Source organism: Pseudomonas sp. NPDC079367 (genome assembly GCF_044542195.1).
Taxonomy (GTDB): Bacteria; Pseudomonadota; Gammaproteobacteria; order Pseudomonadales; family Pseudomonadaceae; genus Aquipseudomonas.
Genome location: NZ_JBITTW010000010.1, coordinates 90,998 through 103,122, shown reverse-complemented (window position 1 = coordinate 103,122; position 12,125 = coordinate 90,998). Strand labels below are relative to the sequence as shown.

General features: G+C 54.5%; 14 protein-coding genes and 2 pseudogenes. 9 read left to right on the top strand and 7 right to left on the bottom strand.

Translation table 11 applies throughout. From position 1 onward, the window contains the following. Positions 1–128 precede the first annotated feature (128 nt). Genes ACIGDJ_RS11985 through ACIGDJ_RS11970 form a run of 4 tightly spaced genes read left to right on the top strand, consistent with a single transcriptional unit; the run spans position 129 to position 3,177 of the window. A complete protein-coding gene (locus ACIGDJ_RS11985; protein WP_156996949.1) occupies positions 129–296 on the top strand; it encodes a hypothetical protein in 168 nt (55 codons plus the stop codon). Next, a complete protein-coding gene (locus ACIGDJ_RS11980; protein WP_144243168.1) occupies positions 286–471 on the top strand; it encodes a hypothetical protein in 186 nt (61 codons plus the stop codon). Before ACIGDJ_RS11985 ends, ACIGDJ_RS11980 begins: the two co-directional genes overlap by 11 nt. Beyond that, the gene (locus ACIGDJ_RS11975) at positions 464–994 is read left to right on the top strand and encodes a hypothetical protein (RefSeq protein ID WP_038448034.1); all 531 of its coding nucleotides are present in this window, start codon (positions 464–466) and stop codon (positions 992–994) included. Before ACIGDJ_RS11980 ends, ACIGDJ_RS11975 begins: the two co-directional genes overlap by 8 nt. Beyond that, a complete protein-coding gene (locus ACIGDJ_RS11970; RefSeq protein ID WP_038442586.1) occupies positions 994–3,177 on the top strand; it encodes a hypothetical protein in 2,184 nt (727 codons plus the stop codon). The genes ACIGDJ_RS11975 and ACIGDJ_RS11970 overlap by 1 nt, the downstream gene beginning before the upstream one ends. Before the next feature lie 43 nt (positions 3,178–3,220). On the opposite strand, the gene ACIGDJ_RS11965 is transcribed toward ACIGDJ_RS11970, so the two are convergent. Next, a complete protein-coding gene (locus ACIGDJ_RS11965) occupies positions 3,221–3,673 on the bottom strand; it encodes a hypothetical protein (RefSeq protein WP_397478870.1) in 453 nt (150 codons plus the stop codon). Between the two features lie 432 nt (positions 3,674–4,105). Here ACIGDJ_RS11965 and chrA point away from each other — a divergent pair, with 432 nt between their 5' ends. The 4 genes and pseudogenes from chrA to ACIGDJ_RS11945 form a co-directional block, all read left to right on the top strand. Beyond that, positions 4,106–5,311 (top strand): chromate efflux transporter, encoded by a 1,206-nt coding sequence (chrA, locus tag ACIGDJ_RS11960; RefSeq protein ID WP_031318243.1) that lies wholly within the window; start codon positions 4,106–4,108, stop codon positions 5,309–5,311. A gap of 10 nt (positions 5,312–5,321) precedes the next feature. Then, the gene (locus ACIGDJ_RS11955; RefSeq protein ID WP_017335982.1) at positions 5,322–5,627 is read left to right on the top strand and encodes a PadR family transcriptional regulator; all 306 of its coding nucleotides are present in this window, start codon (positions 5,322–5,324) and stop codon (positions 5,625–5,627) included. Between the two features lie 582 nt (positions 5,628–6,209). Beyond that, positions 6,210–7,697, top strand: a complete 1,488-nt coding sequence (locus tag ACIGDJ_RS11950) for a SulP family inorganic anion transporter (protein ID WP_023102381.1) — start codon at positions 6,210–6,212, stop codon at positions 7,695–7,697. An 11-nt stretch (positions 7,698–7,708) separates the two neighbouring features. Next, positions 7,709–8,089, top strand: a pseudogene (locus ACIGDJ_RS11945) (universal stress protein); the annotation flags it as partial. A gap of 294 nt (positions 8,090–8,383) precedes the next feature. Here the strand turns inward: ACIGDJ_RS11945 and ACIGDJ_RS11940 are convergent. Further along, a pseudogene (locus ACIGDJ_RS11940) lies at positions 8,384–8,470 on the bottom strand (AAA family ATPase); the annotation flags it as partial. A 192-nt stretch (positions 8,471–8,662) separates the two neighbouring features. Between ACIGDJ_RS11940 and ACIGDJ_RS11935 the strand changes: the two are divergent. After that, a complete protein-coding gene (locus ACIGDJ_RS11935; protein ID WP_032489165.1) occupies positions 8,663–8,992 on the top strand; it encodes a four-helix bundle copper-binding protein in 330 nt (109 codons plus the stop codon). 185 nt (positions 8,993–9,177) lie between these two features. On the opposite strand, the gene ACIGDJ_RS11930 is transcribed toward ACIGDJ_RS11935, so the two are convergent. From ACIGDJ_RS11930 to ACIGDJ_RS11910, 5 genes are read right to left on the bottom strand one after another with little or no spacing between them, the layout of a single operon-like run. Further along, positions 9,178–9,447 (bottom strand): hypothetical protein, encoded by a 270-nt coding sequence (locus ACIGDJ_RS11930; protein ID WP_003458515.1) that lies wholly within the window; start codon positions 9,445–9,447, stop codon positions 9,178–9,180. Further along, positions 9,437–11,068 carry an IS66 family transposase gene (tnpC, locus tag ACIGDJ_RS11925; RefSeq protein ID WP_004423346.1) on the bottom strand — a complete coding sequence of 544 codons (1,632 nt, stop codon included), beginning with the start codon at positions 11,066–11,068 and terminating at the stop codon, positions 9,437–9,439. The genes ACIGDJ_RS11930 and tnpC overlap by 11 nt, the downstream gene beginning before the upstream one ends. Before the next feature lie 28 nt (positions 11,069–11,096). Beyond that, a complete protein-coding gene (gene tnpB / locus ACIGDJ_RS11920) occupies positions 11,097–11,441 on the bottom strand; it encodes an IS66 family insertion sequence element accessory protein TnpB (protein WP_004423345.1) in 345 nt (114 codons plus the stop codon). After that, positions 11,438–11,728, bottom strand: coding sequence for an IS66 family insertion sequence element accessory protein TnpA (tnpA, locus tag ACIGDJ_RS11915; protein ID WP_004423344.1), 291 nt, complete (start codon positions 11,726–11,728; stop codon positions 11,438–11,440). Before tnpA ends, tnpB begins: the two co-directional genes overlap by 4 nt. A 40-nt stretch (positions 11,729–11,768) precedes the next feature. Next, positions 11,769–12,110, bottom strand: coding sequence for a hypothetical protein (locus ACIGDJ_RS11910; RefSeq protein WP_025999701.1), 342 nt, complete (start codon positions 12,108–12,110; stop codon positions 11,769–11,771). Positions 12,111–12,125 lie beyond the last annotated feature (15 nt).

Here is a 12,125-nt window from a genome sequence, read left to right as displayed (position 1 = left end):
TCTTCCTCGTGTTTGATTATTATATGCTGACAGAATTGCAAAAATATTTACCTGATTAGAAATATGCAATTGGAAGGTTTTGGTGCCGGCTATTAAGATTTAGCATTAGAAATTCGAAAGGAAAGAGTATGAGCATTACAACGGATAAACTTAACCGCGCTTTGGCTGCTCTCCGTGAGATTCAAGTCAAGGCGTGCGAATTACCTGAAATCTGTGAGCACGACGCTCACGTAATAGCAGCACTGGCTGGGACTGTAGAAATAATCTTAGATGAGGAGATTAGAAATGCTGCTTAAAGAGGCCTCAGTAAAGATTCCACGGGCGATTGGGATTGGTTTTATTATTTACTTTGGCCTTGTTGTTCCAGGGCGTGAAGCGACACCAATGCCTCACCCAAATACATTCGCTGCCATACAGGTTCCGCCGGTTCCAGTTCCACCAGTTTATACCAGTGAGACTGATCATGAGTAAGCTCAAAACAGTCGCAGGTTATTTGACCGGCTACAGCCAGACGAAGAATGCTGCACGCGAGCTGAAATATTCAGTAAGCTTGCCGATCTACTTTATTAAAGGGGGTTACCGCTGGTTCAAGGCTATTCGTGACCAGGCGAAAGGTGATCGTGAGCTGGCGGAAACTGATGATCGCCTGCTCTGGGATAAAATGTGCACAGATTGCATGATTACTAATGATTCATTACGACGTGCCTATAAGTCACTTTTATTCGTGAACGCGATTCTTATTCTCGGCATAGCTGGGGTGCTCGGTAATCTGGTTGCAAATTGGGACCGGGGTAGTCTGATGATTTTTGCAAATTTGGCCTTTCTGAACATGGTGTGTATGATGCTTTTCCAAAATGCATATCGTGTGAACATGGCCTATTCGCAAAGCGCTCCATCAGTAATTAAATTTCTGAGGGATGTTATCCGTAATCCGAGTTTGCTCGTCGGTAAAACGTTGCCGGCTGATTACCAAGTTCGGGTGAGGGCTAAGTGATGACCAGTTTTTCACAGTTGGTATTGTCCTGGATGTTTGGGCGTTGGATATTTCACCCGTCAGAAGTTACTGATTTCATTGCCCAAGACGTAACGCCACTGACAATCTTTGCGTCCGCGTTCGCAACACTTGGCCTTGCGATGTTCGGCGCTCTAGCGGCCTGGGCCATGTTTCTCGGTATTTTTCGACTCAAAAACAATGGTAACTTTTTCGGTGCAAGAGATGGAAACGAGGCATTTTTCTACCCGCTGCGGGTGATCGTCGCCTTGTCTTTAATTGCACCAGTTATTCCGGTCTCTAGTGCTGGCGGAATTCCGATCAGTTTGACGCCTGGGCACGCACTTGTCGCAGGTATCTCCAAGTCTGCGGCAGAATTTGGCGACACTATGCAGCACAATGCTTTTGAGCTGATGCATCGCCATAACCTGTTTAGCGATCCGAAATTTCGAGTTGAAGTTGACGCGAAAGTCGCTTTGGACATGTTAAACAGCTGGAAAATCTCAGCGGTTCAACTCGCCGGTCTGAAGATTTTTCGAGATCCTAACGATCAGATGATCTCACTTTCGAGTCGCGACCTTGCAGAAGAGGCTCTGAAAATCAGATGGAACCAGGTTTACGGCAGTAAATATCCCGCTGCAGGCTCGACTGAAACGGCTGCTGCAGATGTGTATATCGCAAACGCTGGCCGATCATTGCAGATACCGTTAATCCCGCCGAGTGACGAATTGGCCCGAGCTGCCAGCATGGGTGTCCAGGGACTGATCGAACCCGACGCTGTTACTGGCACGGTCGAAAGGGAGATGGAAACCGAGGGGTGGTTTTGCCAAGCCGGCTGGTTGTCTTCAATGACTTGCAGCGATGAGTACGCACAGGTCAAGAAAAACAATGCTGCCTCTATCGAGGCCGGTATAGCCTCGGCTCAGCGTCAAATCTGGATCGGTCTGGTTGAGCATGCCGTCCAGCAGGCAATTTCGGCCCGAGACGGGACTGTGGGGGCAGGGGACGCGAAGAAGTTTTTTGAAGACAGCATCACATGGGCTAGTCAGTCCGCTGACTGGTACAAAAAAGTGGTTGAGCAAACCATCGCCACCACAATTGCTACCGACCAGGCTGCTCGCAGTGAAGCGTATTTTAATGAAGTAAAGAATTGGGGTTGGATGCTTGGTGGCACTTTTGTGCTGCGCGCAGCGAGTGACTTCTCACGTGCCGCGAGCTACTCGGAAGGAGCTACAGCTCAGATGATGCCAAAGTCGGCACTGTCTACGCTGACGGCAGGTGACGACTTATCAAAGCTGGTCGAGAACGAAGCCCTGGCTCAAATTCAACCTGGTAATACTGGTACTGAAAAGTCGCTGCTGGCTAGAGTTTTTTCGCTCGACATCCTCAAGTCCACGACCGGGCCCTCGAATCAGAATATCCACAACATCGCGGCCTGGGGACGCTCGCTCGTTGGCACTGGCATTGGCTTTTTTGCGGGTGGGACGATAGCCCAATATATTCCAGGTTTGAGCTCAATCACCGATGGGACGCTGCCAAAAGCAATCGGCGGAGTAATGATTATCTCCGGGGGGTTGCTCGGTTACGTGATGCCTCTGCTTTTCGCGATCTATGGACTGATGGGGGCAATTAGCTGGCTCGTCGCAGTTGCGACGACGTTTTTCGGAGTGACGCTCTGGTCGGCTGGTATGGCCGCACCGAAAGGCGAAGAGCACACCTCCCAGCTGTCGGCGAAAGGGTATAACGCCTTCATCTTCATCTTCCTCTATCCTGCTTTGGCCGTGGGTGGTCTGGCAGCAGCGATCGTGATCAGCGCAGTCGGTCTGGCGATGGTCCAGGCGATGGCCATGGGACTTTGGGGCATGTTTGATCCAGGCGTGGCTGAAGTCGGGCGCCCATTGGAAAGTCTAGGCGGGATCCTGATTGGTGGCTTGCTGATGGTCATAGTCATCATCTTGCTGTCATGGAACGTGGTCGTCACCAGTGCTCAACTAATCACAAGTTTCCCCCGCAGTGTCCTCAACATGATTAGCCTTTCTGAGCCAGGCCTGAACCCGTACGAGAACAGCATGCAAGGAATCATGGGTGGGCTGTCGATGAGTACCCGCCAGATTCTGACGGGCTCTATCAGTCGAATGATCAATCCACCAGGAAGACAGCCGCCTCCTCAAGGTGGCGGCGAATGATGAAGTTATTATTGCTGTAGTTTGATTTGGTTCTACCTATAACTTACCGTTGTGGCCGCCAGTAAGCCCTTTCTTCGCCTATTTCACCATGAATTACGCCAAAGCGCCGAGCTAGCTCGGCCTTTGTGTCGTCGGCAAAATGGTAGTAGTGATTACTCATCATAGCGACGAAGCTTCCGAAAGAAGGATGTTCCTTCCAATATTCACCATGAATGGCGTATTCAAGTGAACGGTCGAACTGCCCCTTCATTGCTGCAAGAGCTCCTTCAACACGATCTTCGATAGTTTTTCCACTATATGCAGCGGAGTAACCATCGCTCTTCAATTGTTCTCGCTCTCTTTGCAAGTCTGGTTTGTAACCGAGTGCAGTGACTGCCGCTTCGTACTGATCATGATGTTCTTGATGGAGGGATACATCTTCGTGAAGGTCTGGAGCGAACGTAAAGCCGCAGTAGGCGCAGCTTCCTATGCTGTCGCATATTTTGACATGAGACATAATCGTAGCCCCACGCAACTGTAGGGGTTTGGGGAGCAATGGAACCAAAAACCAACGTAAGCCCGACTAGCTCCGTTCAGAGCCCTCTTCCCAGGCATCCGACTCGATAAAACCATTGCGCAACTTGACCACCCATTGGCGCCGTTATTGACCAGCCGGCTGCATTCTTGACCAGTTATTTGCATTCGGAGTGACCAGGAGGGGGGCAATAGAGAAAACGGAAAAAATCGTACGCTAAGGCCAAGCGTGTTTTGCTAATGAACTGTGCTAGCAGACAAAACCAGCGGCTAGCACAACATCGATTACTTGCATTGCGACACCCAGTACGAATTGCACGGTACTCCAGTCGTTTTGGGCAGCTATAAAATCGAATTTCGTTATCGAAGTTCGATTATTATGGATTAATCTGTGGAAAATCAGGTAGGCCAACGCATGACTAATACCTCCACCGATGACCGCAGCCCATGGTCGGTTTTTCTTATTTTTCTACGCCTTGGATTGACCTCCTTCGGCGGCCCCATCGCACACTTGGGATATTTTCGCGACGAGTTCGTCACGCGACGGCGCTGGTTGTCTGAACGCAGCTATGCTGATTTAGTGGCGCTGTGCCAATTTCTTCCAGGCCCAGCAAGCAGCCAGGTCGGCATAGCGTTGGGGCTATCACGGGCTGGATATAGCGGGGCGCTGGCTGCTTGGACAGGCTTTACGCTGCCTTCGGCCGTAGCTTTAATCCTGTTCGCGCTGGGCATTTCCAACTATGGGGATTCCGTTTCGCCGGGCGCGTTGCATGGCCTAAAAGTGGTGGCCGTTGCCGTAGTCGCCCAAGCGGTATGGGGCATGGCGCGCAACCTGTGTACGGATGGGCTGAGAGTCACAATAATGGCGATTGCCGCCTGTGCTGTCCTGCTCGTACCGTCCGCGTGGGGGCAGGTTGGTGTGATTGCTGCCGCAGGCATCATAGGCCGACTATTGTTCAAGCCAGCACATACTGTTGAGCACGACCCACTACCTATCACGGTCAGTCACCGGGCCGGCGCACTTTGGCTATCGTTATTTTTTGCCCTGCTGATTGGCCTACCGATCTTGGCAAAATTGCTGCCAAGTCCAACGATGGTGGTAGTGGACGCCTTCTATCGTGTGGGGTCACTAGTGTTCGGTGGTGGCCACGTTGTGTTGCCGCTGCTGCAAGCCGAAGTGGTGTCCTCCGGCTGGGTCAGTAATGAATCCTTCCTCGCGGGGTACGGGGCGGCTCAAGCGGTGCCCGGCCCATTGTTCACATTCGCCGCGTTCCTTGGTGCTTCGATGAGCACCGCTCCCTCTGGCTGGGTCGGCGGTATTGTGTGCCTACTGGCTATCTTCGCACCCTCTTTTCTGCTGGTTGTGGGAGCCATGCCATTTTGGGAGCGCCTGCGTCGCAATACAGGCATGCAAGCCGCGCTGGCTGGGGTCAATGCGGCGGTGGTTGGCCTGCTGCTGGCCGCGTTCTATCACCCTGTATGGACTAGCGCCATATTTCAGCCGCAAGACTTTGTCTTGGCCCTGGTCGCCCTTGTCGCACTGATGTTCTGGAAGCTCCCGCCGTGGCTAGTTGTCGTCGGCAGCGGTGCAGCGGGTTGGCTGTTGAGTATCGCGCTGTGAGGCACGAAAAATGACAGATAAAGACCTGTACGGCGGGTTGATCCGCCTGCACATACTTCACCATGCAGCCGAGAAGCCCGTCTTCGGACTGGGAATCATCGAAGAACTGCAACGACACGGCTACGAGCTGAGCGCCGGGACGGTATACCCAATGCTGCACGGGCTGGAAAAGAAGGGCTATTTGACCTCACGCCACGAACGCACCGGGCGACGTGAACGGCGTGTCTATGAGATCACTGAGCAAGGCCAAGTTGCGCTGGTCGAGGCACGTGCAAAGGTTAAGGAACTGTTCGGCGAGTTGATCGAAGGTTGCTGAGTTTACGGCTTCAACTCGGCGTCAGGCGGTTCACTGGCACCGCGTCAGACTAGGGCCGCTTTCTGCATTTTCTGACGCCAAGGCGTCAATCTCTATGGCCTCAACCTGACAGGCCGAATGCTTAGCGTACGATTTTTTCCGATTTCTCTATCGACCCCAGGAGGATCTGAATTGATCTCTCCACCATGTGTACACTGCCTGACAGCGGAGTTCGTCGCGGTTTAATCTAGAAAGACTTGCCCTAGGGAGATCAGCACGGCTGGAAGAACTGACCCAAACGAGGCAGCAGGTCGCATTTGACGATATCTTCACTGTATACTTTATCGCTCAGCCATACCTCTTGAGCTACAGGAACACCAGCATGACTGTACTCCAAACGATCTACTGGCAGCCTACGCCGCCTTAGCGCTACGCCCCCTCGCAACATCTCGCTTCCGCTAGTTTCGCTCGCGGTCGCGTACTGCTGTATGCCCGGTTTTTACACCCAAGGCACACAGCCAAATAATCCTCACAACTTGAATTCGTATCGACGCGCTCGCCATCTGCCTGGTGTGCGTGTGGTGCATTGCCTTGGATATTCTGATGCTGCAATCGCTCAAACAGACGTGGTTTTCCAACGTCCGTGGAGACGTGCTCGCGGGGATCGTGGTCGCGCTCGCGCTGATCCCGGAGGCCATTGCTTTCTCTATCATTGCCGGCGTCGACCCCAAGGTCGGTCTCTACGCCTCCTTCTGTATCTGTGCTGTCATCGCCTTCGTCGGCGGTCGACCCGGCATGATCTCGGCAGCTACCGGTGCGATGGCACTGCTGATGGTCACCCTGGTAAAAGATCACGGGCTTCAGTATTTGCTGGCAGCCACCTTGCTCTGCGGGGTGCTTCAAATCCTCGCTGGATACCTGAAACTGGGCTCTCTGATGCGCTTTGTTTCGCGCTCGGTAGTCACAGGCTTTGTGAATGCATTGGCGATTCTGATTTTCATGGCGCAGTTACCTGAATTGACCAACGTGACCTGGCACGTTTACGCCATGACCATAGTGGGCCTCGGAATAATCTATCTGTTTCCGTATGTACCGAAGATCGGCAAGCTGATTCCCTCGCCGCTGGTGTGCATCCTGGCCCTGACGGCCATTGCTATTTACCTCGGTCTGGATATCCGCACTGTGGGTGACATGGGCGAACTGCCGGACACGCTGCCGATTTTCCTGTGGCCTGAAGTCCCGCTGAACGTTGAAACTCTGCGCATCATCTTCCCGTACTCAGCCGCCTTGGCCGTAGTAGGTCTGCTTGAGTCCATGATGACCGCGACCATCGTCGACGATTTGACCGATACCACCAGCAACAAAAACCGTGAATGCAAGGGTCAAGGCATTGCCAACATCGCTGCCGGGATGCTCGGCGGTATGGCAGGCTGCGCCATGATCGGCCAGTCGATCATCAACGTGAAATCCGGTGGACGTACCCGTCTCTCCACATTGTGCGCGGGCATTTTCTTGCTGCTGATGGTCGTTTTCCTCGGCGAATGGCTCTCCAAGATCCCGATGGCTGCATTGGTTGCTGTGATGATCATGGTATCCATCGGCACCTTTAGCTGGGATTCCTTGCGCAATCTGAAAGAGCACCCACTGTCGACCAACCTCGTCATGGTCGCGACCGTTGTGGTGGTCGTGGCAACGCATAATCTGGCTTACGGCGTGTTGGTCGGCGTACTGCTGGCTTCGTTGTTCTTTGCGAACAAGGTCGGACATTACCTCGATATCAAGAGCAGTCTTGAAGAGACGGAGTCGCATCGGACTTACCGCGTGGTAGGCCAGGTGTTCTTCAGCTCGGCAGACAAGTTCACCGAAGTTTTTGACTTCAAGGAAGCGCTCAACAAGGTCACCATCGATCTGACACAGGCGCATTTCTGGGATATCACCGCCGTCGCCGCGCTGGATAAAGTGGTAATCAAGTTCCGTCGCGAGGGCGCCGAGGTTGAAGTGCTGGGTCTAAATGAGGCCAGCGCCACAATCGTTGACCGCTTTGGCGTGCATGACAAACCTGGCGCCATCGACAAGCTCATGAGCCACTAAGGAGATCGACAATGACCCACGTAATGGCATGTATTGATAACTCACAATCCTCATTGGCGGTCTGCGACTACGCAGCATGGGCGTCGCAGCGACTCAACGCGCCTCTTACCTTGCTTCACGTATTGGATGAAGAGAAATACCCAGCAGCAGCTGACCTAAGTGGAAATATTGGTCTCGGCAGTCGAGAGCATCTGCTGGAGGAGCTGGCTACATTGGATGCCCAACGCGCCAGACTCGCTCTGGAACAGGGCCAACACATGCTGGAAAAGGCCAGGGAGCGAACGGTCATTTCCGGCGCTGCGTTTCCTGAGCTGAAGCAGCGCCACGGACACTTGGTAGAAAGTCTGAGCGACCTTCAGGAGGATATTCGACTGTTGGTGATAGGGGTTGTAAGCCGGAAACCCAGAAATTTCCGTCAGCCGATCAACATGGCTTGTCTCGCGCTTGGTCGATGAGTTCCTGCATCGCCCGCATGACTTCTTCGTGGGTGTATGTTGGCGCTGATGGAAAATTGACCCACCCTGCCGATTGAAATTTGACCCAGGGCGGATTGCTGATTTTGTTACCAGCAACTGTGGATAAGTCTACCAGCGCAGCTGCTGTTGCCCCCACTCCTTCGCTAGCCCAGTTCAGTTGTTTAAGACCTGCCACACGCAGCCATGTAGCAGGCCGTCGTCGCCATGAAATCAGAACGGCTCATCGTCCTCCGGTTCCTGGCTGCCCTTACGCTTTCGCTCCCGTGATTTGATCTTGGCCTGGGCCGCCAAGCTACTGACTGCCACATCGCCACCAACTGCGCCCGCAGAGCCCCGGTGCGGTTGGATTTACCTTACAACATTGTAATGAAGTTTTTCGAAACGGGCTCGGTAGGAGCGTGTCATAATTCAGTGTCTGCTAACAGGCTGATGAGCCGTATCGGTCAGTAGGCACCGACGACATACAACTATCGAACCCTGGAGAACGCAATGACAAACTCAATGTTCGCTTCCTGTATCCAAGCTTGTTCGAACTGCGCCCTTGTGTGCGAAACGTGCGCCTCTGCTTGCCTGCGTGAGGATGACGTAAAAATGATGGCACGCTGCATCGAGCTTGACCGCGACTGCGCGGACATTTGTAGGTTGGCCGCCATACTGATGAGTCGCGAAAGTGATTACGCTAAAGAATTTTGTGCCCTTTGCGCCAAGATCTGCCGTGCATGCGGAGAGGAATGCGCGAAACATCAAGTGGATCACTGCCAAGAGTGTGCCAAAGCGTGCATGAAGTGCGCTGAAGAATGCGAGCGCATGGCTGCGTAACATTCGCGACTTGCTGCTCTGGCAAAGCTCGTCATCTCGTTGCCAGAGCAGCTTCGCCGGAATGACCTTATATCCCAGCATGTGCAGTTGAAGCTAAGCCAGCTGACTTGCTAGCAGAAAAGGCCTAGATATCCGCTGGCCGAGCTCACCCAAACCGTAAGCGTTCATTCCACGACGTACTGGACTTACTTTACGTCCCGAAGGGGCCTTAGCAATTCCGGTGAGACCTTGTACTGTTTCGTGCCGTTCTCGGCCAGGACGATCACGCTCTTGCGGTTGATCTTGGTGACGATCCCCATAGTCAAGCCAGTTCGGCTTTCGAAGGTCACCTTCAGCCCCACGTGCAGCCGACTCAGCGCCTGCAGGTTTTCTTGATCTTGCAGTTCATCAATGCGCCGGCAGATCATTCGGTTCAGCTCCAATAGCTGATCGATGCTCATGTCTTCAATGCGCATGGAGGGTGCCCTTTGGCTGTGCGGTCTGTCGATCAGAATGGCGCGGATCGATCAGCGAGCGTAACGGATTATCGGCGAACCGGGTCTTCCAGAGCCGAGGCGTCAGGTCAGCGACCTTGCTGGCCGGGTGCTGACTGATGCGCTGCAGCACGTCCACCAGATAGGTGTACGGGTTGATGTCGTGCAGTTTGCACGTAGTGATCAGGCTCTGGATGATGCCCACGTGTTCCGCGCCGAGTTCAGTCCAGCAGAACAGCCAGTTCTTGCGTCCCATGGGAATGGGGCGCAGGGCCCGTTCCAGGTGGTTGGTGTCTGGCTGGACGTCTGGGTCTTCCAGGAAGACGGTCAGGCTGGCTTCACGGCTGAGCACGTAGTTCAGTGCTTTGGTCAATAAATCACTGGGCAGCAGACCGCCCTGTGCCAGTTGATCCCGGCACCATTGGAAGAAGTCGCTGACCACCGGCTTTGAGTGGAGCAGCCGGTACTGGCGTTTCTTTTCGCCGGTCAGTTGCTGGACGCGGATCTCTTCTTCGTTGGTGTATAGCTTGGCAATCTGCTGAAGGGCTTCGGTGGCAGTTATCGGGTGGTCCTTCTGCGCCTCAATGAAGTAACGACGACTGTGCACCCAGCACTGCGCGTGGATGATGTTCTGCTGTGCGGCGGCATAGCGGGCATAAGCAGCATAGCCGTCACTGATCAGAGTTCCGCTGAACTGTTCGTTCAGTACCTGCTCGATATGGGCTCGGCCTCGACTGTTCGAGTAAGTGAACACCACTTCATCGGCATCGCCGTATAACGGCCAGAACCAGCCGGATTTCATCTTGCCTTTTTGTGGGCCTGCCCGACCCTGGTGGCCAGCTTTAATCGGCGTCTCATCCATCGCCAACACCCGGCTGCGCAGAACATTGTCGGTCTGGGCATCCACGATCGGCCGCAGCAGATCAATAGATCGCTTGATCAGATTGGTGAGGGTGCTGCGGCTGAGGGTAATACCCGCTTGCTGGATGCGTTGGTGTTGGCGATACAGCGGTAGGTGAAACTGGAACTTGTCGACCATCAGACCCGCCAACAAGCTGACGTCGGCCAGGCTGTTGTCCAGTACGTTGGACGGGGCCGGCGTGGTCACGGGCTTGTCGCTGCCCTTGCGCCGAAATACGGGGCGTTCCACTTGCAACACCACGTAACTGGACGTCCGCTGGGCCAGCCGATAGGTCGTTTTGGTGCCAAGGATGTCGTACTGGTCGGCGTCGGGGCCGCTTAGCTCCGGCGGCAGGTGTTCAACAACTTCCACTGGCACGTCCGCTGTAAAACGCAGACCCGTATCGTTCAGGCAGTCGTCGTCCCGCTGTTTCTTTCCGGTGCCTCGCTGATAAGCCCGAACCGGGCGTTTCTCCGCATCGAGAGGCTTCTCCGGGCTAGCCGCATCATTCGATTGGAACAGGCCGCCCTGCTCCGGGAGGTCATACACCTGCTTCTCGGACTTGGGGCCGAACAGCTGCTTCTTGAACCAGTCCAACTGCCGCTGCATGACCTGTAGCTGCTCACGCAACAGGGCATTCTCCTCGGCCAGTACCGAGTAGGAAGGGGCGTTGGAATAGGACGCGGAAGCCATTGAATTCATGGCCGATATTATACCGGAACACAACCCGCTACGTGCCCCGAAAACGCTTGAACTGACGGTACTTTTGCACCTCGATACCGTCAATCAGCAACTGGAGATCAGTCAGGTTTAAGGGGCGCTGTCCCGAAGAAGACGGCCGTACCCGGAACTGCCCCTGCTCCAGTCGCTTGGCCCACAGGCAGTAGCCCGTGGGCGTGAAATACAACATCTTCATTTGGGTCTTGCGACGGTTAACGAAGACAAAATACTGCCCGCTGAGCGGATCTTGCTTGAGTTGATTGCGGACCAGAGCGCTCAGCCCCCGGAAGGATTTGCGCATATCCGTGGGCTCGGTGCACAGCCAGATCCGGGCCTGGCTATCCAGACCGATCATCTGATCTGGCTCAGCCTTAGCTCAACACCATTACCCAGGCTCAGCACGATATTCCAGCCGCTTCCGGGAGAGGCCGAGTCATCCATCAGCGATGACAGATCCAGGAAGCTGGCATAACCAGAATCCGCAGCCTCACCGACCGGCTGACTCAACAGGCGCTTGCGCCAACTACAGAAGCTGGCATAACCGAGTTTGTGCTCCTTGCAGAACTGCGTGGCCGACAGGCCGCTGTCACGCTGCTGACCGATTAGGACTTGCCACTGTTCTGCGGTGCGGTGTTTTCTCATGGGGTTGTAAGCCGGAAACCCAGAAATTTCCGTCAGCCGATCAACATGGCTTGTCTCGCGCTTGGTCGATGAGTTCCTGCATCGCCCGCATGACTTCTTCGTGGGTGTACGACTTGGCGTTGGGGTCGTCGGCCTCTCGGAGAGCTTCCTCGACCTCGCGGGTCATCCGCGCATATTCTTCCGGCCACAGCGCTTGCTCCATGCGCAGCGACGCCTGCCCAAGCAGGTGCAGCAGGCCGAACAGCCGCATGTCATTGGTGGCGACGACGTGCTCTCGAATCCGCTCCTGGATCACCTCGCAGGCCCGATGCGCCTCTGGCGTCGCCGTGCCCTCGTAGCCGGCTGGGAGTTCTGCTTCTTCAGCGATTCGCGCCCAAGCGATAGCCGGTGGACAGGT